Origin of the sequence: Pseudomonas fluorescens (genome assembly GCF_005938625.1) — a bacterium.
Classification (GTDB): domain Bacteria; phylum Pseudomonadota; class Gammaproteobacteria; order Pseudomonadales; family Pseudomonadaceae; genus Aquipseudomonas; species Aquipseudomonas fluorescens_BD.
The window spans coordinates 17,142-40,470 of sequence record NZ_VCNJ01000027.1 but is presented as its reverse complement, the minus strand read 5'-3'; the positions used below and the strand labels follow the sequence as shown (position 1 = coordinate 40,470).

General features: G+C 61.0%; 40 protein-coding genes. 35 read left to right on the top strand and 5 right to left on the bottom strand.

Annotation, left to right across the window (positions count from 1 at the left end; translation table 11 throughout):
• From FGA82_RS18015 to FGA82_RS17885, 27 genes are all read left to right on the top strand, one after another.
• Positions 1–2,254: phage tail tape measure protein (locus FGA82_RS18015; protein ID WP_141128098.1), on the top strand; the 2,254-nt coding region annotated here is incomplete at its 5' end.
• Positions 2,255–2,263: 9 nt separating this feature from the next.
• Positions 2,264–3,109, top strand: coding sequence for a phage tail protein (locus FGA82_RS18010; RefSeq protein WP_123377011.1), 846 nt, complete (start codon positions 2,264–2,266; stop codon positions 3,107–3,109).
• Positions 3,084–3,290 carry a tail protein X gene (locus FGA82_RS18005; protein ID WP_034156567.1) on the top strand — a complete coding sequence of 69 codons (207 nt, stop codon included), beginning with the start codon at positions 3,084–3,086 and terminating at the stop codon, positions 3,288–3,290. The genes FGA82_RS18010 and FGA82_RS18005 overlap by 26 nt, the downstream gene beginning before the upstream one ends.
• Positions 3,291–3,388: 98 nt before the next feature.
• On the top strand, positions 3,389–4,438 hold the full coding sequence (locus FGA82_RS18000; protein ID WP_141128097.1) for a phage late control D family protein: 1,050 nt from the start codon (positions 3,389–3,391) through the stop codon (positions 4,436–4,438).
• Between the two features lie 49 nt (positions 4,439–4,487).
• Positions 4,488–5,147: a glycoside hydrolase family 19 protein gene (locus FGA82_RS17995; RefSeq protein ID WP_141128096.1), complete on the top strand. Its 660-nt coding sequence runs from the start codon at positions 4,488–4,490 to the stop codon at positions 5,145–5,147.
• Positions 5,129–5,674 (top strand): lysis system i-spanin subunit Rz, encoded by a 546-nt coding sequence (locus tag FGA82_RS17990; RefSeq protein ID WP_141128095.1) that lies wholly within the window; start codon positions 5,129–5,131, stop codon positions 5,672–5,674. The genes FGA82_RS17995 and FGA82_RS17990 overlap by 19 nt, the downstream gene beginning before the upstream one ends.
• Positions 5,675–5,827: 153 nt before the next feature.
• Positions 5,828–6,622, top strand: coding sequence for a DNA adenine methylase (locus FGA82_RS17985; protein ID WP_141128094.1), 795 nt, complete (start codon positions 5,828–5,830; stop codon positions 6,620–6,622).
• A 178-nt stretch (positions 6,623–6,800) separates the two neighbouring features.
• Positions 6,801–6,983 carry a hypothetical protein gene (locus FGA82_RS17980; protein ID WP_141128093.1) on the top strand — a complete coding sequence of 61 codons (183 nt, stop codon included), beginning with the start codon at positions 6,801–6,803 and terminating at the stop codon, positions 6,981–6,983.
• 346 nt (positions 6,984–7,329) lie between these two features.
• Positions 7,330–8,205, top strand: a complete 876-nt coding sequence (locus FGA82_RS17975; protein ID WP_141128092.1) for a hypothetical protein — start codon at positions 7,330–7,332, stop codon at positions 8,203–8,205.
• 745 nt (positions 8,206–8,950) lie between these two features.
• Positions 8,951–9,265 carry a hypothetical protein gene (locus tag FGA82_RS17970; RefSeq protein ID WP_141128091.1) on the top strand — a complete coding sequence of 105 codons (315 nt, stop codon included), beginning with the start codon at positions 8,951–8,953 and terminating at the stop codon, positions 9,263–9,265.
• A 62-nt stretch (positions 9,266–9,327) separates the two neighbouring features.
• The gene (locus FGA82_RS17965) at positions 9,328–9,741 is read left to right on the top strand and encodes a hypothetical protein (protein WP_212760541.1); all 414 of its coding nucleotides are present in this window, start codon (positions 9,328–9,330) and stop codon (positions 9,739–9,741) included.
• 95 nt (positions 9,742–9,836) lie between these two features.
• Positions 9,837–10,163 carry a hypothetical protein gene (locus tag FGA82_RS17960; protein ID WP_249384261.1) on the top strand — a complete coding sequence of 109 codons (327 nt, stop codon included), beginning with the start codon at positions 9,837–9,839 and terminating at the stop codon, positions 10,161–10,163.
• 47 nt (positions 10,164–10,210) lie between these two features.
• Positions 10,211–11,587, top strand: coding sequence for a hypothetical protein (locus FGA82_RS17955; RefSeq protein WP_141128090.1), 1,377 nt, complete (start codon positions 10,211–10,213; stop codon positions 11,585–11,587).
• Positions 11,588–11,591: 4 nt separating this feature from the next.
• The gene (locus FGA82_RS17950) at positions 11,592–11,795 is read left to right on the top strand and encodes a hypothetical protein (RefSeq protein ID WP_141128089.1); all 204 of its coding nucleotides are present in this window, start codon (positions 11,592–11,594) and stop codon (positions 11,793–11,795) included.
• Positions 11,783–12,007 (top strand): hypothetical protein, encoded by a 225-nt coding sequence (locus FGA82_RS17945; protein ID WP_141128088.1) that lies wholly within the window; start codon positions 11,783–11,785, stop codon positions 12,005–12,007. Before FGA82_RS17950 ends, FGA82_RS17945 begins: the two co-directional genes overlap by 13 nt.
• A complete protein-coding gene (locus FGA82_RS17940; protein WP_141128087.1) occupies positions 12,000–12,515 on the top strand; it encodes a hypothetical protein in 516 nt (171 codons plus the stop codon). Before FGA82_RS17945 ends, FGA82_RS17940 begins: the two co-directional genes overlap by 8 nt.
• A gap of 19 nt (positions 12,516–12,534) precedes the next feature.
• Positions 12,535–12,750 carry a hypothetical protein gene (locus FGA82_RS17935; RefSeq protein WP_141128086.1) on the top strand — a complete coding sequence of 72 codons (216 nt, stop codon included), beginning with the start codon at positions 12,535–12,537 and terminating at the stop codon, positions 12,748–12,750.
• Positions 12,751–12,796: 46 nt separating this feature from the next.
• Positions 12,797–13,045, top strand: a complete 249-nt coding sequence (locus FGA82_RS17930) for a hypothetical protein (protein WP_141128085.1) — start codon at positions 12,797–12,799, stop codon at positions 13,043–13,045.
• Positions 13,046–13,064: 19 nt separating this feature from the next.
• On the top strand, positions 13,065–13,307 hold the full coding sequence (locus FGA82_RS17925) for a hypothetical protein (protein ID WP_141128084.1): 243 nt from the start codon (positions 13,065–13,067) through the stop codon (positions 13,305–13,307).
• Positions 13,308–13,485: 178 nt separating this feature from the next.
• Positions 13,486–13,740: a hypothetical protein gene (locus FGA82_RS17920; protein ID WP_141128083.1), complete on the top strand. Its 255-nt coding sequence runs from the start codon at positions 13,486–13,488 to the stop codon at positions 13,738–13,740.
• Positions 13,741–13,775: 35 nt separating this feature from the next.
• The gene (locus tag FGA82_RS17915; protein ID WP_141128082.1) at positions 13,776–14,027 is read left to right on the top strand and encodes a hypothetical protein; all 252 of its coding nucleotides are present in this window, start codon (positions 13,776–13,778) and stop codon (positions 14,025–14,027) included.
• Positions 14,028–14,075: 48 nt separating this feature from the next.
• The gene (locus FGA82_RS17910) at positions 14,076–14,471 is read left to right on the top strand and encodes a hypothetical protein (RefSeq protein WP_141128081.1); all 396 of its coding nucleotides are present in this window, start codon (positions 14,076–14,078) and stop codon (positions 14,469–14,471) included.
• Positions 14,472–14,507: 36 nt separating this feature from the next.
• Positions 14,508–14,759, top strand: coding sequence for a hypothetical protein (locus tag FGA82_RS17905; protein WP_141128080.1), 252 nt, complete (start codon positions 14,508–14,510; stop codon positions 14,757–14,759).
• Positions 14,760–14,773: 14 nt separating this feature from the next.
• Positions 14,774–15,016 carry a hypothetical protein gene (locus FGA82_RS17900; RefSeq protein ID WP_249384260.1) on the top strand — a complete coding sequence of 81 codons (243 nt, stop codon included), beginning with the start codon at positions 14,774–14,776 and terminating at the stop codon, positions 15,014–15,016.
• A gap of 35 nt (positions 15,017–15,051) precedes the next feature.
• The gene (locus FGA82_RS17895) at positions 15,052–15,630 is read left to right on the top strand and encodes a hypothetical protein (protein ID WP_141128079.1); all 579 of its coding nucleotides are present in this window, start codon (positions 15,052–15,054) and stop codon (positions 15,628–15,630) included.
• 77 nt (positions 15,631–15,707) lie between these two features.
• Positions 15,708–15,968 carry a hypothetical protein gene (locus tag FGA82_RS17890; RefSeq protein ID WP_141128078.1) on the top strand — a complete coding sequence of 87 codons (261 nt, stop codon included), beginning with the start codon at positions 15,708–15,710 and terminating at the stop codon, positions 15,966–15,968.
• Positions 15,965–16,207 (top strand): hypothetical protein, encoded by a 243-nt coding sequence (locus FGA82_RS17885; RefSeq protein WP_141128077.1) that lies wholly within the window; start codon positions 15,965–15,967, stop codon positions 16,205–16,207. The genes FGA82_RS17890 and FGA82_RS17885 overlap by 4 nt, the downstream gene beginning before the upstream one ends.
• A gap of 69 nt (positions 16,208–16,276) precedes the next feature.
• Here FGA82_RS17885 and FGA82_RS17880 read toward each other — a convergent pair whose 3' ends face one another.
• The 5 genes from FGA82_RS17880 to FGA82_RS17860 form a co-directional block, all read right to left on the bottom strand.
• Complete coding sequence (locus FGA82_RS17880) at positions 16,277–16,540, bottom strand: hypothetical protein (protein WP_141128076.1); 264 nt, start codon at positions 16,538–16,540, stop codon at positions 16,277–16,279.
• A 59-nt stretch (positions 16,541–16,599) separates the two neighbouring features.
• Complete coding sequence (locus FGA82_RS17875; RefSeq protein ID WP_141128075.1) at positions 16,600–17,247, bottom strand: ParA family protein; 648 nt, start codon at positions 17,245–17,247, stop codon at positions 16,600–16,602.
• Between the two features lie 124 nt (positions 17,248–17,371).
• Positions 17,372–17,788 carry a LuxR C-terminal-related transcriptional regulator gene (locus tag FGA82_RS17870; RefSeq protein WP_141128074.1) on the bottom strand — a complete coding sequence of 139 codons (417 nt, stop codon included), beginning with the start codon at positions 17,786–17,788 and terminating at the stop codon, positions 17,372–17,374.
• A 36-nt stretch (positions 17,789–17,824) separates the two neighbouring features.
• Positions 17,825–18,076, bottom strand: a complete 252-nt coding sequence (locus FGA82_RS17865) for a hypothetical protein (protein ID WP_141128073.1) — start codon at positions 18,074–18,076, stop codon at positions 17,825–17,827.
• A gap of 92 nt (positions 18,077–18,168) precedes the next feature.
• The gene (locus FGA82_RS17860; RefSeq protein ID WP_141128072.1) at positions 18,169–18,834 is read right to left on the bottom strand and encodes an XRE family transcriptional regulator; all 666 of its coding nucleotides are present in this window, start codon (positions 18,832–18,834) and stop codon (positions 18,169–18,171) included.
• A gap of 168 nt (positions 18,835–19,002) precedes the next feature.
• On the opposite strand from FGA82_RS17860, the gene FGA82_RS17855 reads away from it, so the two are divergent.
• From FGA82_RS17855 to FGA82_RS17820, 8 genes are all read left to right on the top strand, one after another.
• Entirely contained in the window at positions 19,003–19,266 is a 264-nt protein-coding gene (locus tag FGA82_RS17855) for a hypothetical protein (RefSeq protein WP_141128071.1), read from the top strand.
• Positions 19,253–19,819, top strand: coding sequence for a hypothetical protein (locus FGA82_RS17850; RefSeq protein WP_141128070.1), 567 nt, complete (start codon positions 19,253–19,255; stop codon positions 19,817–19,819). The genes FGA82_RS17855 and FGA82_RS17850 overlap by 14 nt, the downstream gene beginning before the upstream one ends.
• Before the next feature lie 22 nt (positions 19,820–19,841).
• Positions 19,842–20,303 carry a hypothetical protein gene (locus FGA82_RS17845; RefSeq protein ID WP_141128069.1) on the top strand — a complete coding sequence of 154 codons (462 nt, stop codon included), beginning with the start codon at positions 19,842–19,844 and terminating at the stop codon, positions 20,301–20,303.
• Positions 20,290–20,502: a hypothetical protein gene (locus FGA82_RS17840; RefSeq protein ID WP_141128068.1), complete on the top strand. Its 213-nt coding sequence runs from the start codon at positions 20,290–20,292 to the stop codon at positions 20,500–20,502. Before FGA82_RS17845 ends, FGA82_RS17840 begins: the two co-directional genes overlap by 14 nt.
• Before the next feature lie 10 nt (positions 20,503–20,512).
• Entirely contained in the window at positions 20,513–20,938 is a 426-nt protein-coding gene (locus FGA82_RS17835; RefSeq protein WP_141128067.1) for a hypothetical protein, read from the top strand.
• A complete protein-coding gene (locus tag FGA82_RS17830) occupies positions 20,935–21,207 on the top strand; it encodes a hypothetical protein (RefSeq protein WP_141128066.1) in 273 nt (90 codons plus the stop codon). Before FGA82_RS17835 ends, FGA82_RS17830 begins: the two co-directional genes overlap by 4 nt.
• 151 nt (positions 21,208–21,358) lie before the next feature.
• Complete coding sequence (locus FGA82_RS17825) at positions 21,359–22,624, top strand: tyrosine-type recombinase/integrase (protein WP_141128065.1); 1,266 nt, start codon at positions 21,359–21,361, stop codon at positions 22,622–22,624.
• 40 nt (positions 22,625–22,664) lie between these two features.
• Positions 22,665–23,108: a hypothetical protein gene (locus tag FGA82_RS17820; RefSeq protein WP_141128064.1), complete on the top strand. Its 444-nt coding sequence runs from the start codon at positions 22,665–22,667 to the stop codon at positions 23,106–23,108.
• The last annotated feature ends 221 nt before the right edge of the window (positions 23,109–23,329 follow it).

The following is a 23,329-nucleotide window of genomic DNA, read 5'->3' as shown; positions in this document are numbered from 1 at the left end:
GGCGGTGGTCGGTGTCGGTGCCATGGCGGTGCCGGCCAAGGTCAGCGCTGATTTTGGCGCGATTGTCCGTGACATCGCGATCAAGGCCGGCATTGCCAACAAGCCGCAAGAGCAGGAGATGTCGCGCAAGATCATCGACACGTCACGCGATACCGGCATGGCGCGCAACGATGTGGCCGACGTGGTCAATCAGTTGGTCGGCGCCGGTATGGACTTGAGCAAGGCGCTGGAATACGCGCCTGTCGCGGCCAAGTTTGTCGTGGGGCAGGGATCCAGCGGCGTCGACACGGCGAAGATGATCAACGCCCTGGGGCAGAACGCCAAGATCACCGACCCCAAGCAGATGCAGCAGGCGCTGGAAGCGATCGCCTACCAAGGTCAGGCGGGCAGCTTTGAAGCGGCCGACATGGCCAAGTGGTTCCCGGAACTGCTGGCCAACATGGCCAGCAACGGCATCACCGGCTTGGATGCGGTGACCCAACTGGGTGCCATGCTGCAGGTCCAGATGAAACAGGCCGGCAGTTCGGACGAAGCGGCCAACAACCTGAAAAACTGGATGGGTAAAATCGGCTCGACCGACACGGTCAAGGCTTACGAAAAAGCCGGGATTGACTACAAGGGTTCGATGCAGACCGGTTTGCAAAACGGTATGTCGACGCTCGAAACCAGTATGGCGCTGGCTCAGAAATACATTCAGGCGACCGATCCGAAGCGTGCGGCGGCCATGGCCGAAGCGACGTCAAAAATCAGCAAGGAAGCCAATCCGGAAAAGGCGAAGGCCATGATGGCCTCGCTGGAAGAATCCCTGCGCACCGGCGATTTGTTCGCCGATATGCAGGTCAAGGCCGCACTGTCGGCCTACATGCAGAACAAGGCGCTGTACAGCCAGCTCAAAAACGATTCGCGTGACGCGACCGGGATCCTCGACAAGAACCTCGCCGAGCGGCGCGAGTCGTCATCGCAGAAATGGGCAGAAATGGCCCAGTCGATGGATGACGCCATGCGCAGCATCGGTGATGCGCTGCGCCCGGTGACGGACACCGTGGCCGAGTCGTTGACCAAGGTTACTAAAGGCATTACGTCGCTGACGGATAGCGCGCCCGGGGTAGTTGCTGGTATCGCCACGGTCGGGGCGGGGCTGATCGCCTTAAAGGGTATCTTCAGCACGATCAAGATCAGCAAGGGGCTGCTAAACCTTGCGCGTGGGTCGCGCGGTGGCAGAAATGGGAGCGAAGCCCCAAATAAAAACCCCGGAGAACTTGATCTGGTAGCGACTGGCCTGGATGTTGTTTCGCGGGTGAAGGAAGCGGCAACAGGCGGCGGCCTGGGTACTGACAGTGGTGCAGGTAACGACGGCGTCAAGAAGGTTTTCGTCGTAAATGCCGGCGCTATGGGTGGCGGTGTGGATGCGTCGGGCGAGTCGCGCCGACGTAGGCGTGGGTCAGGGCGCAGCGCTCGGCGCCGGTCGTTGCCGAGTTCTAGAGGTCCTCGTCCGTCTGTGCCTCGTCCACCTGTTCCGGTTTCACGTCCACCTGTTTCGATCCCGTCGCCATCAGTCCCTTCCGTTCCTGGTGGAGCATTGTCCAAGCTTGGCGTCGTCGCAGAAACCGTCGGTAAGGCCGGCAAGGTGGCCAAGGTCATTCCTGGCGGCACGCTGCTGGAGTCCGGCGCGATGGCGCTTGAAACCTTTCAAAACGCCAAGACCAAGGACGAAAAAGCCGAAGGTTACGGTTCGGCTGCCGGCAACCTGGCCGGCACCATGGCCGGTGCAGCAGCAGGCGCCGCCATTGGTTCGGTTGTGCCGATCATCGGCACCGCGATCGGCGGCATGATCGGTGCTTACCTGGGCAGTCAGGGCGGTGCGGCGCTGGGCGGGTCGTTGGGTAAGTCGCTGTTCGGCGGTGAGGATGAAAAGCCCGAGCAAACGGCAAAGGCACCGGTGCCGACCACGCCGCTCATGATGGCGTCAGCGGCGCAGCAAGGCCCGGTGCTGGGGGATGTCGCGCGCTCGATGGCAGTGACGGCGCCGCTCAAGTCGGCGGCGCTGGCTATCCAGCCCAAGGAGGCGGCGAAGCCGGAGCCGGCCAAGGTGGATCAGCAGTTTCAGTATTCACTGAACATGCCGGTGACCGTGCAAGGCGATGTCAAAGACCCGCAAACCTTGGCGCAGGATCTGATGCCGCACATGCAGCGAATGATGGCGGACGCGGCGAGGAGTAACGCCGCCAAGCTGTACGATGAACCCCATGTCTAAGGAGGTTTCATGGCTTACATGGAGCAGATGCAATCAAGTCTGAAGTATCTGGTGGATGCAGCGGAAACCGGGCGGCGTAGCGCGGATGGCATGCTGTCCCCGGTCAATGGCGCGATCCGCGAACTGACCGGCGCCGCGTCCGAGCTGGAAAACATCCCGTTTGTTGGTCCGGCCATCGGCGCCAAACTTCAGCGAGTGATGCGCGGCGTCGACGCGGCTCAGGCCAAGGTCGGTCAGGTGGTAGCGGTGTACGGCCGCGCCACCCGGGCGGCGGCTGAAGTGCAGGAGCGGCTGGGTACGTTGAAGGAACAGGCGGGCAAGGCGGCCACGGCGATCAACAACGTCGCCGGCAAGGTCAGTCCGTCGCTGGCCAACATCGTGCCCACCAGTTCCTTTGCCGTGGAGGCCACGCCGGCGCCGGAGGCGGTGAAGCCGTTCCCGCATCTGATGATCATTCAGCCGCGCGATCCGAAGATTGAGCCGTATTACTTCAACCTCGACACGGCAGCGTTCGACGAGCTGAGCCGTTCGACCGAATTCCGCTGGGCTTCGCAGGAGCGGCTGACGCGCCGCCCGGCGAAGCAGGCCATCGGTATGGGCGATGAAAAGTTGACGCTCAAGGGCACGATCTATCCGGGCTTCAAAGGCGGTTTAAAGCAGCTCGACACGCTGCGTTCCATCGGGGCCAGGCTGCAACCGCTGACCCTGACCACGGGCTATGGCGAGGTGATCGGGACGTGGTGCCTGAAAAACATCAACGAGGAACAGTCCGCACTGCTGCACGGCGGGATTGCTCGCAAACAGGGGTTCACTTTGGAGTTTGAGCGTTATGGCGACGACATGCAGGACGTCTGACGGCGACATGCTCGATGTCATTTGCAACAACGTTTACGGTCATCTGAATGGCAGCGTCGAGGCCGTGCTCGATGCCAATCAGGGGTTGGCCGATGAGCCTCAGCCGTTCCGGTTGGGGGTGATCATCGTCCTGCCGGATCTGCCCAGCCCGACCAATGAAGGCGTCAGCTTGTGGGATTGACCCGGGGCGATGCCTTCGCCGGCGCCGCGTCGCGTTACGCGTAACGACACCTTGTTTTTCTGGCCCGCCTTGTGCGGGTTTTTTATTGGAAAAAAACCATGACTCCGATGTTTCGCATTGTCGCCGATGGGGCCGACATCACGGCCAAGATCAACGATCGGCTGTTGTTGCTGCGCACCTCTGACAAGCCGGGCATGGAGTCCGACGAGTTTGAGTTGCGTATCGACGACCGTGATGGGCAAGTGCAATTGCCACGGCGTGGCAGCTCAATCGAGATCTACCTGGGCTATGCCGAAACGACCTTGACGCGTATGGGCAGTTACACCGTCGATACGGTCGAGGTGTCAGGCCCGCCGGACACGATCGTGATCAAGGGCAAGGCCAGCGACGTGCGTGGCAGTGGCAAAACCATCCGTAGCGGAAGCTGGGAAGGCGTGCCGTTGTCGAAGATCGTGGCTGACGTGGCTGCGCGAAATGGCTGGAAGCCGGTGTGTCCGGTGTCGACCAAGGTCGCCCGGGTCGACCAGCTCAATGAGTCCGATTTTAATTTCATCACCCGTCTGGCCAAGCAATACGACTGCACGGCCAAGGTGGCGGACGGCAAGCTGTTGGTGATGCCGCGCCAAGGTGGCCAGACGGCCAGCGGCAAAGCATTTGGCGCTATCACGCTGACCCGTAGTGACCTCAGCCGCTGGCAATTCAGTCTCGGCGATCGCAATTCGCACAAGGCGGTGGCCACCAAGCATCAGGACAAAAAGAACGGCAAGCTCGCGGTGGTTACCATCGACAACGATGACGCCCCGGACGGATTGCCGGCAGTGCATACCGACCGCCATATCTACCCGGACAAGGGCGCTGCTGAAGCGGCGGCCAAGGCCCGTCTGTCGGCGTTCAACCGCTCGACCGCCGGTGTGCGGCTTGAAATGCCCGGTCGAACGGACATCTTCGCCGAGCGTCCCATCATCGCTCAGGGTTTCAAGGTCGGGCTTGATGGCGAGTACTTGGCGGATTCGGTCGAGCAGGTGTTCACCCAGTCCGGCTGGTCGACCACAGTCGAATGCAACGCCGGCAAAGCCGGTAAATCCAAGGGCAAGAAAAAGAAAGGGCCAAAAGCACCGCTCAAGGTTGTGAACATCGAGAAACAGTAACCGCATCCCATCGCCGCCTGAGTGCGGCTTTTTTGTGTCTGGAGTTTTTATGCCTATCAGTCAGCAGCAGTTGCTGCAGATCCTCCCCAACGCCCGCCCTGTCGCGGGCGTTTTTGTGTCCGTGCTTGAGGCGGCCATGGTGCGTTTCCGCATCACCTCGCCAGTGCGCCAAGCGGCGTTTATCGCGCAGTGCGGGCACGAGTCGCAGCACCTGACCAAGCTGTCGGAAAGCCTCTACTACCGGGACGCCGAGCGCGTCGCGCGGCTGTTCAAGTCGGGTTTTGATGACAACCGTAACGGCCGAGCAGATCCGGCCGAGATCGAGGCCGCAAAAGCTTATCTGTGCAACTCGGAAAAGCTGGCCAACCGCGTCTATGCCGATCGCATGGGCAACGGTCCAGAGGCTTCTGGCGATGGTTACCGCTATCGCGGTCGCGGTCTGATCCAGATCACCGGCCGCGACAATTACCGTCTGTGCGGCAAGGCGCTCGGCTTGCCGTTGCTCGAGCGGCCCGAGCTGCTCGAGCAGCCGGAATATGCCGCGCTGTCGGCGGCCTGGTACTGGTGGGATCGAGGCCTTAACGATCTGGCCGACGCGGGGTTGTTCGACGGCATCACCCGGAAAATCAACGTGGCCAGCGCCGGTCTGGCCGATCGCCGCGAGCTGTGGGCCAAGGCCAAGGCGGTGCTATGTCAGTCCTCGATCTGATTCCGGCGCCGGTGCGCCCGTGGGCGATAGCCCTGGTACTGCTGTCGATCGCCGTCGCCGGCGCTGCGGGCAGTTGGGTGATTCAGGACTGGCGTTACGGTAACGCGCTGGCCGAACAGGCCCGCCAGTCCGCCGACGTGGCCCGGGCGGCCGCCGAGGCATCGGTGGGCGCGCTGGTGATCGAGCAGGACAAGCGCCTGGCGCTGGAGCAGCGCCTGAAAGACAACGACAAAACCCATTACAAGGATCTATCCGATGCGCAAAAAGCTCAGCAACGCCTGTCTGATCGCCTTGCCACTGCTGATGTCCGGTTGTCAGTCCTACTCAGCGCCGGCAGCAGCGCCGCCCGTTGTGACGGGGTGTCAGCCGCTGCCAGCGCCGGCGGCGTGGTTCATGGAAGCGCAAGAGCCGAACTTGACCCAGCGCATGCTCGGCGAATTATCGGCATCACCGACGCCGGCGATCGAGGATTGATCGCGCTGCAAGCCTGTCAGGCTTACGCAAAAGAAGTGTCGGCACCGAAGTAGAAAAGAGCGGCCGGACCGGGGTGCGTCAACATCCCGGCCGGCCACTGTCCCCGCAGAAACTCCCTGCAAGTCCAGCCAAGGCTCTTACTCCGTGCACGAAGCGCGGCGAGCCTAGCACCTGTCTATTCATGCAGCAAAGGAACTTGCTTTTTAATGTCTTCCCCCATCATCCCTTGGATGGGCGGCAAACGCCGTCTGGCCGATCGCCTTATCCCCCTTTTCCCACCACACGAATGCTACGTCGAAGTTTTTGCCGGCGGTGCCGCGCTCTATTTCATGAAGCCTCAGCCGTCCCGGGTTGAGGTTCTTAACGACATCAACGGCGATCTGGTAACGCTGTACCGCGTCGTGCAAAACCACCTTGAGGAATTCGTGCGCCAGTTCAAATGGGCGCTCAGTTCGCGGCAGATTTTCGAGTGGCAGAAAATGACCAGGCCCGAAACCCTGACCGACATCCAGCGCGCCGCACGGTTTTTCTACCTGCAGCACCACGCGTTCGCCGGCAAGGTTTCCGGCCAGTCGTTTGGCACTGCCACAACGGCCCCGCCGATCAACCTGCTACGGATTGAGGAAAACCTTTCTGCAGCGTGGCAGCGCCTGGCCGGCACCTATGTGGAGAACCTGCCGTGGTTAGAGTGCGCCGAGCGCTACGACCGGCCGCACACCTTCCACTACATGGATCCGCCTTACTGGCAGACGGCGGGCTACGGCGTTGATTTTCCTTTCGAGAACTACGAACGGATGGCCGACTTTATGCGCCGCTGCAAGGGCAAGGTGATGGTCAGCATTAACGACCACCCGGACATCCGTCGTGCTTTTGAGGGTTTCCATTTTGAAACCTTGGACATTCGCTACACCACTGCCAACCAGCGCCAAGGGCAGGCAGAAATCACCGGCGAACTGGTGATTATGAATTGGGAGCCGGCGGCGCTGGGAGGGTTGTTCTAGGCGAGCGATCTATCTAGACCGTCGATATCCGACAGAGGGATGGGGGCGATCGGCGGTCAGTCCGGTAGCATGCGCCCGATCGACCATCAAAAAGCCACCACTGTTTATATATCCAGTATTAGGCGATTCTAGATAGAATCGCCGCACTTGAACGACTGTTGTAGGAAGGAACCCCCCTATGTCGGAAGCACCCTCTGTAAACCCTTTGATCAAAAGTGACCAAGCGTCTACTATCGACGCGATATATCAGTACCTTGCGTGGTTGTGTATTCAGAAAGGCAATGACCTGGAAGCGCATCCGGGCGAGTGGCTGCACCTGGAAACGGTGCGGTTGGCCGTTGCTTCGCTCAAGAATGTGTAAATTTACACAAAATGTGGACGAGCAAAGGCGGGCGCGTTATTCTGAGCGCCGTCAGCCCCTTGGGGCTAAGCAGTAAGAAGAATTAGAGAATTTTTAGGCAGGCTTAAAAAAGAAAACCCCCGACCTTGGCGGGACGGAGGTTTTCGGCGATCAGCACAAAATAGGCTTACTCACCGGGCAGGTAGAAGTCTATTAGCTGATCACCGCATAAGCAAGCCCTAGCCATTAGGGATGTTTGGATGATCGGCGAAGCCTCAGCAGAAGGCCGCCCCGGCATTATGCGGGGGCGTATAGATTGGCAGCTCCTGGCCCGCGCTTTGCGAACGGCCCCGGCTGGTGGTTCGCTATGAAGCGCGTAACCGCCACCATCCACCACCTGCCAAGCTCCCCGGCAGCGGCGGCCTACAATGGCCTTTCGGTTGTCCAGACCAAAGCCCCCGCCAAGCGCTTAAAGCGTGTCGATCGTTCGGCTCAGCAGCGCCGCCCGCGTGCCTTGACGGCCGCCCAGCGCGAAACGTTTCTTGGTACTGCCGCCGAGCGCGTGCGTGAAGAAGCCAAAGACCGCCAATGCAAGTGGCTGCGCGACTTCGATATCTTCCAAAAGAGTGGCTACCGGACCAGCCAAAAGCGTTGGGACGCACTCGCCGAACTGATCGAACCAATCCTCGCGCGCATGGATATCGCTACTCTGGTGCTGGGATATCTGGACAAGGACGGAGAGTTTCGCCTCAACCGGCAGCGCGGCCTAGCCGAAGACACCAGCCTGCAAGAGTGGACAGTCTCCCGCGTGATGGGCGCCTTGGAGAAGTCGAAGATGGTCTATCGCAAGATGCGCCGGATTTGCTACAACGGCCGCTTCTGGATCACCCGCGTCACGATCAACGTTCGTCCGCGCTTCTTTATCCAGCTCGGCCTGGGCTACCAGCTCGCCGAGGCCCGCATGCAGAAGAAAGCCAAGCGTACTCAGTTGCTGGCCACCTTTGGCAAGCGCCGTGCTGACGCAATGATCAGCAACGCCGCCGACGCCGCCACGCGTAAGCAGTCGCACGTCACCGCCCAGGCCAAGCGCCGCCGCCAGGAAGCGCTAGCCCAGGCTCAGGCGGCCGAGAATGCCGAGCGTGCCCGTGCGGCTGCCTGGGTGGCCTTCTGTTCCGAACCTGAAGTGCAATCGCTGCCAATGAACCAGCGGAGCAAGCTGTTTAATCAGCGTTACCGCCCATAACCCCGCCACAACCGGCACCGCTTAAGGCGGTGTCTTCGCACGTCCGCAACCTGGAAACGCTCCCGGCGACCGACCAGGGCCTGCAAATCCCCCTCTTTTCGCACAACCTTCCCCCTCGATCTGCGAGTCAGGCGCAAAAAAGTTGCCGGCGCCGGTCGATCAATGCGCCGTGCTTTTATAATTCTGCAAGTTTCTCTGTGTAGTGGTACCGCAAGGCATAAAGAAAGAGCCTTTAAAGCTCATAAACCATGCCAACGGTGCATGACGGTCTGACGAAATAGATATGCCTGCCCACTTCGCGCCTGGAGGCGCGGGGCAAGGAAACAGCTCGGCGTCAGTAACGCCGCCGTTCCGTCAGTGAGGCGCGCTCCACTCCTTGCGAGCCGGAGGACTTCCGCGCAAGACCACAGACCATCATGCCGGCCCTACAGTCGATCACGCGCCGGCCGCTGGCCAAGTCGGTCGCGCAAGCGCTCCAGTTGACAGTGAGGGGGGTTCGCTTGCGTTCGTTGTCTGCCTGCTGGCCCTGCTGCGCTTGTCTCGGCGGTTTCCTGGGCAAGTCCATGCCGAGCCTGCGACTTGCCTGCGGCGATCCCTCAGCGGCTACGGGCGCGGTCCTTCACCGTAGGCATGCGCGACAGGATTTTTCAGTAACGAAATAACGAATTGACGAATTAACGAAGCGCGAATAAGGTTTGTCCCAAGGCCGGGCATTACGTCAAGGCCGCACTCCGGGATAAAACCGATGACTAAACAAGCACCGCATGTGGTCGCTTTGAAAAAAGCGTTCTTTGATCGTTATGCAATTCAGCTCAATGTTCGTATCGCTGGGGGATCCCAGCGCGATTGTCTGGTACTGGCGGTACCGGAATTTCGCAAGCTGCCCGAGGTCGACCGTGTGCAGTTGGTTGATATCGGTATCTGGCTAGAGGCTCAAGGCTACTATTCGTGCGAGGATTACGGCCGCGTTGGATTGCTGGCGTCGCCTTCTGGCTGGACTTGCTGGCATGGCGGGGCCTCGGTCAAGGTCAGGTACTGCCCCGACCGATTAACGAAATAACGATTTAACGAAATAACGACAACCGCCGGCACTGCCGGCGGTTTAGCATTGGAGGCTGATGGATGTTTGCTTTGTTGCGGCGTGACGGGTCACGCGAGGAATTCGACGCGCCGGATATGTGGGAGGCGATGCGCGCAGCGCTGCGTCTGGACGCTGAGCAATTGGAAGTGCCGGGCGATCCGCCGCGCTCAATGACTGCTGAGCAAGTGCGCCAGGAGCTGGCCCTGAATCGCCCCGGGTTGTTTGATGCCTTTGCGCCTGGGTGGATGCCTCCTACGGTAGAGGAATTCCGCGAGCTGTTGCGGGTGACCGGGTTGCCGGCAAGTGCGGCCGGGATGCTGGTAGGTGTCTCGCAGAAAAAGATCCGCAAGTGGGCTGGTGGCGAGGGTGACGTGCCTTACGCAGTCTGGCGGCTGCTAAGCATTTATGCAGGGTTGGCCAAGCCTTCTGTCCGCGATGACGAAATAACGAAATAACGAAATAACGAATTGACGAATTAACGAAACGGTTTTAAAGTCTGCTCCAAGGCCGGGCAATCTCCCGCCAAGGCCGCCCACCGGAGCAGACCCCGATGACCCAAGCCAAACCCCTGACCAATGCCCAGCAAGTCGCCGCGACCATTCTTGACCAGCTCGGCGCTCGCCGTTTCATGGTGATGACCGGCGCCCGCGAGTTGGTGGCCACTGCTCAAGGTCTGCAATTCAGGCTGCCGGCGCACTTCGCCCGGGCCGGCGTGAACATGATCCGCGTTGAGCTGAATGCCATGGACACCTACGACGTGATCGCCGGCCGCTGGGCGCGCCTCGACTTCAAGGAAAAGGCCCGTGAGGATGGGGTATATGGCGAGGATCTGCAGCGTGCCTTCACCCGCCTGACCGGTCTGGATACCCACCTTTAAGGAAGTCCGCCCCGGCGCACGCCGGGGCCTGCCAAGGAGCGCCCGTGATGGCTCGCAAGAAACCCACCGCACACCTCTCCCGGGACGAGCGCCCGGAATTCCTCGCCCGTGTCGCCGCGCTGGCCGACGTGCCGGCCGAGCATTTTCCGGCGCTAGCCAAGGAGGCCGCCGAGAAGTACCACGACGCCGTTCTGGCCGGGCATATCGAGGCGCTCGATCAGGCCGAGGACGCCTATTGCGCGCTGGTGTACAAGCTCAACGGCGACACGCTGACCGGCTGCAAAGCGGATGACGACAGCGCCGGCCATGTGCTGGCCCGCGCCGTCGCGGCGCGCCCTGGGCAGGTGCCGAGCTGGGGTCAGGCGGGCGAGTTTCTGCTGGAGGTCGAAGGGCTGCGCGTGTGGGTGGTGCTTCCCCATCACATGCTCGGCAATCACCGCTTCTGTGATCTGCGCGCCGTGGATCTGGACAAGCCATTCATCAGCGAAACCGGATACCGCTCGGTGAGCTTGAGCGCCACGTCGAGCGTTGGCGAAAGCGTGGACCAGACGGTGCGGCGCGTGGTGCTGGAGCTGAGGCAGACTGAAGGTAAGTTGAAGTCGATCGAGGGGGAGTATGTCGAGCGGCGCGGCAAGGATAAACGCCCGAAATGGCTGATCGAGGCGCTGGCCGGGATCAAGCCAAATGGTCAGTTGGCGATGTTCGGCGATGCGCCGAAAGACCCGAATGCCAAGGTGCCCATGAGCAACAAGGCGCGCCAAAAGGCTTTCCGCGAGCGCAAGCGCGCCGAGAAAGAAGCGGCCAAGGAGGAAGGGCTGGTGTCGCTCACGCTGGGGCGCGATGACCTCAGTTATATGTGGTGGGCCATGAGTGTGTTCCTGACGGCGCGGCGTGACCTTGAACACCTCAAGCAGCCGTATGTGCGCGAGCGTCTGGCCAAGATTTTTGGCGGTTTGCCTTTCTGGACGCCCGAGGCGATCGAAAGGCTGGATCAGGATGAAGGGATTTTGAACGGCGAAAAGCGCGTGGAATCGGAGCGCAAACGCGGTTGGGAAGAATACGAGAAGTACCGCAAGATCGCCGCCGCGCAGGGCAAGGAGCTGGCCGAGGCGCGTGCGGAAATCGAGCGCCTGAAAAGCGGCTTGCAGGCGATCGCCGCCGAAGTCAGTGGCACGCCGGCGCCGATCGAGGCCGCCGCGCCTGCCGCTGTTGCCAAGGCGGCTAAGGTTGACGACGTGGCCGAGCTGCGCCGTCAGGTCGTGGCACTGGAGCGGGAAAACGCCCTGCTCGAAAGCGAGCGCAACAAGGCGCACAAGGCGATCGGCACCTGGGAAAACCGCCTGCGCGCGGCTGGCCAGTCGACCGATTACCGCCCGTTGCCGGGCGAACAGGGTCACGTTACCGTAACGAATGACAAGGATTGAGCCGATGACCGACACCCCGAAGTTTCCCGACAACCCCAGCCACGCGAACGGCACTTGTGAGGACTGTGGCGCACCGTGTCAGGTCTACGGCTGCCGCTGGTGTCCGCTGTGCTACGACGCCGGCAGCGCGCGGATTCGCGAGGTTGGCCGCGCGCAGCGGCTGGCCGGGGTGCAGGCCTCGATTGAGGTGCCGCCATGCCAGCCCTGACCGAGCTGCAAGCCGCCGTGTATGCCGAAGTCAGCGAGGCGCTGGACGAGGAAGGTTATGGTGATCTGCTCAACGGCCAGCCGGTCGACGTGCGCGACGCGCTGGCCCAGATGGAACTCGACGCCGTGCAGATGCATACCCGGGCCTTGCGCCTGAAAAGCTTGCTCGATGCCGCCGATGCCGAGGTGGTGCCGGGGGCTGACGATGATTGAGCCACTGGCACCGCTGACCGATGCCCAGGTGCAGGCCGGCGCGCGCCCGGGCGAAAGCTGGGCGCAGGCGCGGCGCCGGCTGGAAGCGGCGCGCGGGTTGGTCCCGGCGGACGAGGCGGCCGTGCCGGGCGCTGACGGCGCCGATTGCATTGCTTCCGGGTTCATTGATGAATGCGAAGGCCCCAACGGCGAGCGCATTAACTGGCGGCCCGGCGAGTTTGTGCCGTTGGCCGTGCCCGAGCTGGCCGCCGCTGATGCACTGATCGACGACTGGTCAGGGCTGACGGTCGCCCAGGTGGCGGCACTGGCCGCGCCCGGTGATGACTGGCAGGCCGGGCGCAGTCGGGCGTATCGCCTGCTTAACTGCGTCGACGTCTGCGAGCCGTGCCCGATGTGCAATCACGACGGCCTGCGACTCTATGGCGGCTGGATCGATCGGCCGGGTTTTGGCTGTGGCATGTGCGCGCTGGCCGAGCAAAGCCATCCCAAACCCCCGAGATTTTTTTGACCTGACAGGAATCCCCGCCATGACCGAACCGACCCGCATTGAGCCGCGTTACCCGCTGGCTTTGACCCTGGACCAGTTGAACGACCTGATCACCCGTCTGGACGCCTCGGCGGCCAGCGAGTCCGACCCGGATGCCGCCGTGTTCGCGCTGCTCGATGATGTGCGTGAGGCGCGCAAGCAGGCGCTGAGCCTGACGGTGCGGCCGGTTGAAATGCCGGTCGGTGGCAAGGCGTGACCTTCGCCGTTACCCGTAACGAATTCAATTGAAAGGAATCCCCACCATGCTGACCGTGCTGGAAACGAAGGACGCCAAGGGCTGTGCGCTGTGGATCGAAAAAGACCCGGATCTGCGTTACTCGATCTACATGCTGGACTGCGGTTTTGATCGAGCGGGCTTCAAGGTCTACGACGAGCTGCCCCGGATCTATCGCACCGAGCGCGGTGCCCGGCAGGCGGCGGCCTTGCTGACCGAGGAAAAGTTGAAATGGTCGGCCGTCCGGACTGACCCGCCGTTACCCGTAACGAACTGACCTGAAAGGAACCCCCGCCATGCCCATGATCCCGATCGAGCAAGACAGCCCTGAAGTGATTGAAGTTGCCCGGCAGGCAATCGCCGAAATGGTGCAGGAGGTCATCAGGCACGCCGACGACGCCATGCTCTGGCATGGCGCGGTGATGATGGTGACGGGTCACCTGGGGGCATTGTTGGCCCATGGCCTGATCAGCGTGCCGATGTTTGAGCAGTTGATTCAGGAGCGGGACGCGGCGCGGAAAGCCGCCCAGGCCGAGTAAGGCGCCGCGTTACGAATAACGTGTGCTATGTCAAATGACCCCCGTCAGTTGCCCGACTGACGGGGGTCTTTTTTTCTGTCTCGGATAATCACTTTGCGGTAAAGTGATACATCACTTTTGCCGGTTCTGATTTTACGCAATACCGGCCACTCACTCGCAAAGCAAAGGATGCCCCGCCATGACCCCCCGAGCCTTCAGCATCACCCATTGCCGCGAATGCGGTAGCACCGAACTGACCTGGGCAAATTCCATCGTCAACCGCTCCGCCGTGCAGCAAGGTCGACTCAACACCTCGGACGTCGAGTGCCTGTTTTATCTCGGCTGCGATACCTGCTCCGCGACGCTGACGGTGATCGAGGCGGACAGGGTGGCCGAGCTGTTCAACAACCAAGCCGCCGAACGTCGCGCCGCTGCCGACACCGACGCCGCGTGACGCGTCACAACCCATTGAGAAAGGAGGTTCACGCCGTGCGCGAACCCTACGACCTGACCGAGCTGCTGTTGCAGCCAGTGGTGAAAGAGGCGGCCGACGAGATCCTGCGCGCGATCAGCCAAGCGACAACGCTGGTCGAGATTCGCCAGTGTCTGGCCGCCGGCAGTAAGCGCCTGGACGAACTGCCGGCGTTGCTGCTGGGCGTGTGTGCGTGGGACGTGCGTCTGGTGCGCGAAATCATCGAGCGCGAGGCCGACATTCAACACGGCGCCGTCTGGCCCAACTGAACGGCGCGTGACGCGTCACAACTTACTGAGAGAGGGAGATTCAACGCGATGAAAAACAGCCACGGCCTCGATGTCGATTACTTCAGCCGCAAAATGGAACGCATGCTGAACGGCGCGGGTAGCTACACCCGCGACGAATGGGCGCGTGAGTGCGCGCGCATGGCCAAGGTCGCCGATCCGGCGGTACTGCATGAGGCCGAGTTTGTCGGCGAGCCGGCGCCGTTTGCGGCCAAGGTCGTCAGCAAGCTGCAGCGCTTTTGGGCGTGCGCCGAAGACAACCAGGGCGCCGATATCGGCCGCCACTGGTTCGACCTGCTGACGCAACTGGGCCTGCTGATCCGCGTCCAGCGCAGCCCGGCGCTGTGGGAGCTGTCGCAGCAGGGCGAGGATCTGCTCGAGGCCGAGCGGGTGCGTGCGGTTCTTCTGGCCAAGTCCGGCGCGTGACGCGTCACAACTTACTGAGAGAGGGAGATTCAACCTATGAGCAAGTCCAACCAATCGCTGATTGAACTGATGGAATCGCGGCGCATTGCCCTCACGCCGGAACATGAGGGTGGCTGGCATGCCGAGGTTTACGACGATGCCGCCCGGCCGCTGTACGAGGGCTACGGCCTGACCATTGACGAGGCGATCACCGCCGCGCTGTCACCCGACGCCCAGCCGCTGCCCTATCAGGGCATCCCGGGTACGTCGTACCAGCGTCTGAACATGCTGGCCAATCAAGGCGAGTAAGGGGGATTCAGGCCATGACCACCGCGCCGGAAATGACCGCCGTCAATGCCACGCATCAACTGATTTGCCAGCACGTTTGCCGCTGGACGAAAACCTACGCCATGCCGTGCCACGTCTTGAAGGCGATGCCCGGCGACCGGGTGAAAGTGCTGGTGTTCGGCGAGCGGCATTGGCGCGGCCGCGAGCATGTCCGGCGTGTGCGCTACGTCGAAGCGGGCCGCGTGCGGCCGATGCCGGCGAAATACGACGCGGCGTGACGCGTCACAACCTACTGATGGAAGGAGATTCACCCATGTCTGCAAACGCCGTAACCGTGTGCCTTGAACGTGATCCGAGCCGGCCGCTGCTGGCCTTTTGGGTGGGTAAGTGGGAGGGGGAGCGAAATGTTTTCGCCGCCGAAGACGCCGAGCAGGCGCTGGCCATGGCCCGAGCCTACAGCGCGGCGGCCTCTGACTGCGGGCTGGCCGATGTCCGCCCGGTGAGCGCGGACGCCCTCGACGCGCCGATGATGGGCGCTGAGCCGTCGATCACGCTGCGCGCCCGGTTGCAGGCCGCCCGGCGAGGCGGCTGGCTGGGCCGTGGCGTATGGGTCACGGTGGATCTGCTCGGCGACGTGCCGGCGGCCGCACCGCTGCGGGCGTTCTGGGTCGGGGAGCATGACGTGTATGCCGCGCACACCCCCGAGCAGGCGCTTGAATTGTGTGAAGGGCATTCGGGGATGCCGGAGACGTTCGACCTCGATGACGTGCGCGAGTTGACCGCCGACGAACTGGACAAGCCGCTGACCGAAGAGGACGGCACGCCGTGCGGCACCACGCGGCAGATGTTGGCTGACAAGACCGAGCCGGGCGAACTGGTGAGTTTCGAATGATCGAAGCGTTATCCGTAACGCGCCGGCCATCTGGTACGCTTCCGGGTTATTGGGCGGTGACCTGGTTGGAGAATCGAGTGGCTTATTCATATGTGGGGCCGGCGCGACTGTCGTTTATCCAGGAGGACGGCGCCGAGCCGTCCGCCGACGTCAGCGTCACCCTGGGCGAAACCATGCCAGGGTTGTTTGAACTGAGCTTTCCGCATGCACTGCCGGCGGCACAGGCGGCGGTGTGGGTGCGCGTGAGACTGCCGGATGGCGAAGAGCGCAGCGGCCAGGTGCGTTACCTGGCGCCGTCGTCGCTGACCTTTCGGGCGGATCGGTCGGGGCAGGAATGAAGCGCAAAGGCTACGACGAAGGGCAACTGCTGGATCTGGTCAGGAATGGCGCAGTGCGCGAGGCCAAGGCCAGTAAGTACGGCGAACGCTGGGCGTTCTATTTCCGCTTGGGTGGCCCGGGTTCGAACTGGCTGGCCGTGCGTTCGCAGCGTGAGCCGGTGCGCACCTGGGCGAGCCTGGACACCTTGGCCAAGTTTGCCGACGCGGTGGGTGTTCGGTTGTTTGCCGTCGAGCAGTAAGCGCGTTACCCGTCACACGGACACAAAAAAGCCCCGCCGAGTGCGGGGCTTTGCGTTGGTGGCCGGCGGCTATTTCGGCGCTTGTTTGGAGGCCTTGAGTAAGGCAAAGCCTTCGCGCAGTACGGCAACCATGCTCATCTTGTGCATGGCTGCAAACATCTTCATGTCGTGCCTAAACGCGGCTTCAACTTTGAAATTGGCTGTTACCAAATCTTCCGGCGCTGCCTGGTGGGTGTGTCCGGCTTTGACTAGGGCGGCGGCCGCTATAGGGGAGGCCGGTGCATCACCTTTGGTGGAGTTCCTGCGGGGTGGTTTTGGGGCTTCGACAGTCATAGCGTCATTCCTTTATTCGTCAATTCGTCAATGCGTTAATGCGTTAATGCGTTAATGCGTTAATTTGATTGTAACGCAGTCGCGCGCTGGATGATTGCGGAAATCAGACGTTCGGCCTGTGCGCGCAGCCCTTTGTGCGATACCTCGATCACTGACAGGCCAATGTCCATGGCGCGGCTATAGCTGACCTTCTGCGGCAAATGGCCGTCGAGGACGTGGTAGGGCTTTTGGCTCAAATATTCCTGGGCTTCTTCAAGTTCGGCGAGGCTGTCACCCACATGGTTCAGCGCGAAAGCAATGCGCTCGACGGGGATGCCGTGCTTGTGGTGCAGCGCGTCGGCCAGTTTGACGGCGGGGTCTAGGTCGTCAAGCGAAAGCCCGGTCGGAATGACCAGTAGGTCGCAGGCTTCGGCCATCTCGGCGGTGTCCTTACTGGCACGCGGCGCGCCGTCGAAGATCATCACGTCGTAATTGTCGGCCTGGGCCAGCGCGTGCGCGACCGAACCGAACTGTTCAACGTCGATCTGCGGTTGGTGGCCGCGCTGCAACCGGCGTTGCTGCCAAATGGTGCTGGTCGATTGGTTGAGGTCGAAGTCGGCAATTTTTACCGACCAGTCGTTTTGCGCGAAACCGATGCCGGTGCCGCGTGCGTCGGTGGATTTGCCAGGGCCACCCTTTTGAGTTGCGAAGCCTACGATCAATGCCACGGTAAGAATCCTTTTCGTTAATTCGTCAATTCGTCAATTCGTTAACGCTGGGCGAGTATATGTCGCCCCCGGGCCAAGGATCAAGAAAATAACGAATTAACGATTTAACGAAATAACGAAAACGTTAGACGTTGAGGATGTGCCTGGAAGGTGGGCCGCCGGCTGATGCCGGGGAGGTGCGCACAGTGCGCGAAAACTCGGTGAGGGTGCGGCTGCGGCGCTGGGAGCGTGGGCGGTTAAAATCGGTGTCAACTTCCATGACGGCGATCAGGCATAGCATGAAGCACAGCGCTTGCGGGGCCAGTACGCCGAGGGTGAAGCCGCGAGTGATCATGTGCGCCTTATTCTTTGCGCCGAGCTTACTGAGGATGTTGCGCTCGACCATGCGCATGCCGGCATCATCAAGTTGAAGCTCGCTCGCGATAGCCGGTGTCGGGAAGCCTTCGGCGGTCTTGACCAAGACGAACAGTTCACTGTCCGACAGGTTCTGTCCCGGGTAGCCGATAACTTCCTCGCCGTGGATCTGGACGCGGGCATTCATGGGGTGCGCTTCCTTGCGAAATAACGGGGAGGGGTGTTAGTTGGAAAGGTCGAGGCGTAGCGCGCCCAGTTGACGGCGCAGCATCCCAAGCAGGTCGGCCATCTGTTCCATGTGTTCAATGGTGACGTGCCCCTGGTCGATGCAATACAGGGCTGTGGTTTGCATGGATCCTGCCAGCGAATGGACTTCTGTAATCGCGACTACGCGACGGCGCTGAATGGCCACTGCGCCGCCGATTTGGCTGATGGGCTGCGGGGGGGTGTGGGAAACTTCGCTACCTTGCTGCATGGGGGAACCTACCTTTCCTAAGATGCGTGGCATATTACACACAAAGTGTAAAACCGAGCAATAAAAAAGCCCTTAGACTAAGGGCGGTTTTGCTATCTATCGTGGGATATGCGCACAACGCGCCCCAAAATATCCAGCTCGGCAACAGCTTCGGCTGTCAATTTGCTATCAGGGTACTGCTCGATGTCGCTGGCCTTTAAGGTGAAGGTGCCGTCTATCTCGGGGCAAATCCAGCGAATCCAGACATTTCCAGCCACAACAATGCCGAACAAATCAGCGCCGCCAACGGTGGTTAAATCGCCGTCAATCAGTAGTTCGTCACCTATGTCGATCAGCGGAGCCATGCTGGAATCAATCTGTTTGATGCAGAGCATTTTGTTGTGATTCAGCCTGCGCTGCTTAAGGTAGCGCACGTTAAAGGCCGTGTTATCGGTGGCCTGGTGCAGCGGGATGGCCCCTTTCTTGGTCTGAATGCTCGTAGGGTTCGCGGTCAGATAGTCCGACGAAACTGCGTTAAGGCTATCCGTCTCGGTGTAGCCGTTGATCCAGGCAGGATTTTTGCCGAAGACCTTTGCTAGCAGTAAGACCATTTCGGCCGGTGGCATCCTTGCGGCCTGCTCCCAGTTTGAATATCGGGAGTAACCGAACGGCTCGCCTGAGGCGCGGGCTAGGTTCGCGGCCGTCTCCTCCAGTGTCCAGCCCTTTTCTAGGCGACACTTGCGAATCCGTTTGGCCACAATTTCCATTAATTCAGACATGCGCAATCTCTCATTCGGCGCCGTGAGTTTTCACGCCTTGGCAATAGATGGATATTATCCGTAACCTGAGGAAATATACACTTTAAGTGTAGATACTGCGAAAAAAAGCTTGAGTAATGGGACGCGGTCGAAATAGAATTCCACAATTCGTGTAAATGGACTCTATCCGTGGAACTAAATCAGTGGATTGAAAGCGTCGGTGGTGTGGCGGTGCCGGGCAAGTTGAGCCTAGGCGCTATCACCGCCGTTGCCACTCTGCTCGAAGAAGAGCCGCGCACGGTTTCCTCGTGGTATCGCAAAGAGCGGCGACCGTCTTTCAACGCCGGCATGAACATTCTTTCCAAGTCCGGCGGTGTCGTTGACTGGAACGGCATTTATGCGCCGTTCGCCTTGGAAGTGATGAAGGCCAGGGTGAAGAATGTCAGGGCTTAGCCTGCCGTCCGGTTTCTCCGCGTTGCCGATCGTTCTAAAGGTCGAGCAGCGTTTTGGCGTTGTTGGGTTCGCCCGCTTAATCAAGTTTCTGGAGCAGTTCGCCGCCAGTCCCACGCGTGCCGCCGGCATCGTCGAGCTGGCCGGCAGTGATTGGCGTGAGGCGTTGCAGATAGGCCCGCTTGAATTAAGTGTGTTCATGACTTATCTCGCGGCCGACGGCTTCCTGTGCCTCGATCAGCCACCCGAACCTAACTCATCGTTACGCGTAACGCTTACGGACTTCCAAGCATTCTTGCCGGCTTCGCCGTTGCCCCTCGTCGCCAATGAGTGGCGCCTGTGGTTCATCTCCGAGGCGCAAATGCCCGAGGACCAAGGCAAAGACCCTTATATCCAATCTTTGTTCCGTCGTTGGTGTGCATCCAATACGACGGTCGAGGAAATGAGAGCCGCCATAGAGCTGGCCAGCCAGGAGGGGGCGGACAAGTCGCCTGCCACCCTGCATAACTATTTGATGACTGTGCGCAAAGAAAAATTAGAAGTGGCGCGCCGCTGATGGCGTGCCCAAGGGGAATTCCTTGTTATTGATTGCACTGTCTGGCGGCCACCCGAAAGAGCGTAGCGAAATCGCCGAGCGCCTTGTTTTATGTGGTAAGGCGCGCTTGGCCGCTTTTGCCATGACCACCCCCAGCGAGAAAAACGTAGGGCGTCGTCTGGAGGTTCTGCGCGCGTTTCTGGATGGCCCGGCCGACGACCAAAGCAAACCGGCACCGGTGGACGGTTTGGTGATTGCCAACTGTCTGAGCGAGCTGGAAGCGGATGAAATCCGTAAGCGTGGTGGCTTTGTGTGGCACCTCTATAGCCGGCCTTCGGGTTCGGTCAGCATTCGCCTCGGTGACCTGATCGTCACGGATGGTAATGCCGGGTTTTCCCATGTGCGCGAACCGTTGGAGGCGCTTTCCGAGGCCTGCATGGCGTATCTGGCGCGCAATGGCAGCGTGCGCGCGGCGCTCGGAGAGCTGGCCAATGGTCGGGCGTAGCCAAGCCCTGCCCGGGTATGCCTACGGTGACCCGGCAAGAATCGTCGAAGGCCAGGAGCTGCGCGCGCTAGGTTGCAAGGCGTGTGTACGCGCCGAGTACGCTTTCGGGCTGGCAGTGTGTACCAGCGGCCTCAAGTTCCCGGCCTGCAAGAGCGGGTATCGCAACGGCTACAAGCTGACGCCCGAAGCCGGCGGCTAAAGAGGGCTTTATGGCGAGACGCAAAGGCAACAACCGTCTGGATAGCGCCTTGGAACTATGGGCGCGCTGGAGCTGGCCGGAAAGCGGCGGCACCACCAGTGGCAAGTCCATGCTCGCCAAGCTCATCGACAATAAAGGCGAAATCTTTTTCGGCGGCTCCGGCCCATCAGGCGGCCCGGTGGATGGCCTCGAAAGCAAGATTGAAGCGGCCGTGCTGGGCATGTTCGTTGTCGATGCGCTGCGCGCTGACGTGCTGCGCCTGGAGTACGGCGCGAACTGGTGGGCTGTCGTTTTTCGCCGAAAGATCGTTGGTTATGAGCAGGACGGCATCGGCCAGTTTGAAAAGGCGGAAGCCTTGGGCGTGAGTTTAAGAACCTATCGCAGTCGTCTCGCCGAGGCGCGCGCAACCATTGAAACCGTTCTGGGGATCCAATGAATTTTCACCCTTTGTTTTCTGGCTTTCATGGGGCCAGCCCTTACGCCGTAGGGGATGCCCTCGGGTTCGCCATCCATGTCGAGACGGAGCTGGGCAAATTGCCGGCCTCGCTCAATCCCGAGCAGCGTGCGCGAATGGATCAGGGCGGCGACTTGGCTGGTTACCAGTTTGCCGGTGGCTGGAATGCCCCGGGCGCGCATTGCCTGATGTTCGCCAAGCCGCTGACCCCTGTGGCCGCGAAGTTGTGGCAGGCCGGTCTGCCCGAATAACCCGTTACGGCTGACGCGCAACGCGTCGGTTCTGCTGCTCCCGATCCATTCCATCCATTCCCGGGCATTGCTGCGCCTTTGGCCTTGCTTTGCCTGAAGAAAGACAACGCCGCCCGCCGGCATGGCCGTGGGCACCATTGAGGCACGCACCATGGCAACACTCACAGTCGTTATTTCTGATGCGGTGATCAAGCGGCACGCTGCAGATCCGCACATTGATGAACTCAAAGACCCGCGACACCCGCTGCGTTTTCGTTACCGTAACGACCGCACTAAAGGCAGTTGGCATCTGGTGCGGTATGACAAGGGGGGGAAGTGGCGTAAGGCCGCGAACTGGCCCGACGTGCCGGCCCGGCTGATGATCGACAACGTGCCCGGGGTGATGGCTCGGCTGATGGCTGATCCGACAGCGGTGGCCACCGTCGATGGCTGGGAGAGCGTCGGCCAGGTGCTGGACTGGTATGTCGAACGCCTGAAGGCTGACCGGGCGTTGTCCAGTGAGCGCCGGGCGTCCTCGATGTCGGCGATCACCCGCCAGTTGCTGCCCGCCCTGGGCGAATTGCCGCTGTGCAAACTCAACCCCGATACCCTCGATCGCCATCTGGTGTGGCACATGCAGGCGGAGTACAGCCTGGGCTACGTCAAGTCGACCTTGGACGTGCTGAAGGTGGTGTTTAGCCGTGCCTTGACCCTCAAGAAGATCACCATCAACCCGATGGCGGGCATCACGTTTGGCAACTTCACCAAGGCCAAGATCCGGCCCAAGGGCGCGCGTCTGCGTCATGTCGCCGTGGTGGATCTGCTGGCTGAGTGGGCTGAGTTTTTTGCGGCGGATCCGGCCGGCGTTGCCCTGATGGTGCTGATGCTGACCCATGCCACGCGCATCACCGAAACCCGTCTGGCCAAATGGAAAAACATCCATCTGGAAGCGGGGGAGTGGTTCATTCCCGGCACTGATACCAAATCCAAGCGCGACCATGTGTTGCCGCTGACCGCGCAAGCCGTGGCCTTTATGGAGCGATACCGAGAGAGCCAGAAGGCGAGAGGGTATGAGGGGGCTTACCTGTTCCCGTCGTCTGTGCGTGCCGGCCAACCCATGTCCCGTAGTCAGGCCTTTGCCGTGTTCACCCGCTACGGCGCTGGCGAATGGACCAGTCACGACCTGCGCAAACTCGCGCCTTCTATATGGGCAAACCTTGGCGTGGATCCGCTGGTGGGCAAGCTGTTGCTCAACCATGCGACCAGCGAACTGGAGCGCACCTACTTCCAAGCCATGGGCGAGCAGGTCAAGCGCAACGCCCTGGAGCGCTGGCACGCGTGGCTCGACGCGCAGGGCTTTGACGCGTTGCAGGACAAGACAGGAGCAAGACGCGCCGAGAAGCCGATCGCGCTGGACCCCTCGGAATGGCTGGCCTGAGCCGTACAACCCAAATTAATCATATAAGAGGATTTTAAATATGACCGAGGTGCCGACGTTTCCGTTCGTGGTGGGTGGCCTGGATGTGGCGACCGATCGCGTTGAAGGCCCGTTGATTGATCTTGTGACGCGTCACGACGATGAAGAAAAGGCGAAGACGCCGGCGGAGCGCAAGCGGGATCAGCGCGAACGTGACGCGGCGGCCGGAGTCGTGGAATTGAAGGTGAGAGTCGGCCCGGCCGAGGCGGCGCAATTGGCTGAAGCCCTTATATTCCGGGCATCTGGGGCTGAGCCGTATACCGCAACCGAATACATTTTGACGCTGATCCGTCGTGACGCGGATTTGATCAAGCAGCAGCGCAAAGTGGCGGAAAGCAAAATCTGCGCACACTGCCGAAAGCCCATGCCACGGGGCTGCGGCGGGGTTTGGGCGGGGGAACTGCCCTGCGCCTTGCCGCAACTCAAGTGGGCTTTGGCGCTGTGATCTGGTCCAAAAAGCAAAGGGTTGACAGGGCGGGGCGTTTACACGTCTAGTGTTTTTTTACACAAAAAGAGTTGCAACCTTTTGCAGTTTCCCCTATCGTCTGCGTCATTGTGGTGTTGTTCCGGCCACGATACTCATCGCAAAACAGTCAATTCAGCCCCCGGCCCTCACAGGTCGGGGGTTTTTTTATGCCTATTCCCCCGTGATTCGGGAGACAACGA

Bases quoted from the DNA above. Each gene is read 5' to 3' on its own strand.
- FGA82_RS17990 (WP_141128095.1), top strand. From the start codon at position 5,129: ATGTCAGTCCTCGATCTGATTCCGGCGCCGGTGCGCCCGTGGGCGATA.
- FGA82_RS17830 (WP_141128066.1), top strand. From the start codon at position 20,935: ATGAATTTTCACCCTTTGTTTTCTGGCTTTCATGGGGCCAGCCCTTAC.
- FGA82_RS17835 (WP_141128067.1), top strand. From the start codon at position 20,513: ATGGCGAGACGCAAAGGCAACAACCGTCTGGATAGCGCCTTGGAACTA.
- FGA82_RS17850 (WP_141128070.1), top strand. From the start codon at position 19,253: ATGTCAGGGCTTAGCCTGCCGTCCGGTTTCTCCGCGTTGCCGATCGTT.
- FGA82_RS17905 (WP_141128080.1), top strand. From the start codon at position 14,508: ATGAGCAAGTCCAACCAATCGCTGATTGAACTGATGGAATCGCGGCGC.
- FGA82_RS17910 (WP_141128081.1), top strand. From the start codon at position 14,076: ATGAAAAACAGCCACGGCCTCGATGTCGATTACTTCAGCCGCAAAATG.
- FGA82_RS17955 (WP_141128090.1), top strand. From the start codon at position 10,211: ATGGCTCGCAAGAAACCCACCGCACACCTCTCCCGGGACGAGCGCCCG.
- FGA82_RS17930 (WP_141128085.1), top strand. From the start codon at position 12,797: ATGCTGACCGTGCTGGAAACGAAGGACGCCAAGGGCTGTGCGCTGTGG.
- FGA82_RS17985 (WP_141128094.1), top strand. From the start codon at position 5,828: ATGTCTTCCCCCATCATCCCTTGGATGGGCGGCAAACGCCGTCTGGCC.
- FGA82_RS17995 (WP_141128096.1), top strand. From the start codon at position 4,488: ATGCCTATCAGTCAGCAGCAGTTGCTGCAGATCCTCCCCAACGCCCGC.
- FGA82_RS17885 (WP_141128077.1), top strand. From the start codon at position 15,965: ATGAAGCGCAAAGGCTACGACGAAGGGCAACTGCTGGATCTGGTCAGG.
- FGA82_RS17825 (WP_141128065.1), top strand. From the start codon at position 21,359: ATGGCAACACTCACAGTCGTTATTTCTGATGCGGTGATCAAGCGGCAC.
- FGA82_RS17935 (WP_141128086.1), top strand. From the start codon at position 12,535: ATGACCGAACCGACCCGCATTGAGCCGCGTTACCCGCTGGCTTTGACC.
- FGA82_RS17860 (WP_141128072.1), bottom strand. From the start codon at position 18,834: ATGTCTGAATTAATGGAAATTGTGGCCAAACGGATTCGCAAGTGTCGC.
- FGA82_RS18000 (WP_141128097.1), top strand. From the start codon at position 3,389: ATGACTCCGATGTTTCGCATTGTCGCCGATGGGGCCGACATCACGGCC.
- FGA82_RS17975 (WP_141128092.1), top strand. From the start codon at position 7,330: ATGAAGCGCGTAACCGCCACCATCCACCACCTGCCAAGCTCCCCGGCA.
- FGA82_RS17870 (WP_141128074.1), bottom strand. From the start codon at position 17,788: ATGAATGCCCGCGTCCAGATCCACGGCGAGGAAGTTATCGGCTACCCG.
- FGA82_RS17970 (WP_141128091.1), top strand. From the start codon at position 8,951: ATGACTAAACAAGCACCGCATGTGGTCGCTTTGAAAAAAGCGTTCTTT.
- FGA82_RS17965 (WP_212760541.1), top strand. From the start codon at position 9,328: ATGTTTGCTTTGTTGCGGCGTGACGGGTCACGCGAGGAATTCGACGCG.
- FGA82_RS17865 (WP_141128073.1), bottom strand. From the start codon at position 18,076: ATGCAGCAAGGTAGCGAAGTTTCCCACACCCCCCCGCAGCCCATCAGC.
- FGA82_RS17880 (WP_141128076.1), bottom strand. From the start codon at position 16,540: ATGACTGTCGAAGCCCCAAAACCACCCCGCAGGAACTCCACCAAAGGT.
- FGA82_RS18010 (WP_123377011.1), top strand. From the start codon at position 2,264: ATGGCTTACATGGAGCAGATGCAATCAAGTCTGAAGTATCTGGTGGAT.
- FGA82_RS17980 (WP_141128093.1), top strand. From the start codon at position 6,801: ATGTCGGAAGCACCCTCTGTAAACCCTTTGATCAAAAGTGACCAAGCG.
- FGA82_RS17925 (WP_141128084.1), top strand. From the start codon at position 13,065: ATGCCCATGATCCCGATCGAGCAAGACAGCCCTGAAGTGATTGAAGTT.
- FGA82_RS17945 (WP_141128088.1), top strand. From the start codon at position 11,783: ATGCCAGCCCTGACCGAGCTGCAAGCCGCCGTGTATGCCGAAGTCAGC.
- FGA82_RS17895 (WP_141128079.1), top strand. From the start codon at position 15,052: ATGTCTGCAAACGCCGTAACCGTGTGCCTTGAACGTGATCCGAGCCGG.
- FGA82_RS18005 (WP_034156567.1), top strand. From the start codon at position 3,084: ATGGCGACGACATGCAGGACGTCTGACGGCGACATGCTCGATGTCATT.
- FGA82_RS17920 (WP_141128083.1), top strand. From the start codon at position 13,486: ATGACCCCCCGAGCCTTCAGCATCACCCATTGCCGCGAATGCGGTAGC.
- FGA82_RS17940 (WP_141128087.1), top strand. From the start codon at position 12,000: ATGATTGAGCCACTGGCACCGCTGACCGATGCCCAGGTGCAGGCCGGC.
- FGA82_RS17960 (WP_249384261.1), top strand. From the start codon at position 9,837: ATGACCCAAGCCAAACCCCTGACCAATGCCCAGCAAGTCGCCGCGACC.
- FGA82_RS17900 (WP_249384260.1), top strand. From the start codon at position 14,774: ATGACCACCGCGCCGGAAATGACCGCCGTCAATGCCACGCATCAACTG.
- FGA82_RS17950 (WP_141128089.1), top strand. From the start codon at position 11,592: ATGACCGACACCCCGAAGTTTCCCGACAACCCCAGCCACGCGAACGGC.
- FGA82_RS17840 (WP_141128068.1), top strand. From the start codon at position 20,290: ATGGTCGGGCGTAGCCAAGCCCTGCCCGGGTATGCCTACGGTGACCCG.
- FGA82_RS17820 (WP_141128064.1), top strand. From the start codon at position 22,665: ATGACCGAGGTGCCGACGTTTCCGTTCGTGGTGGGTGGCCTGGATGTG.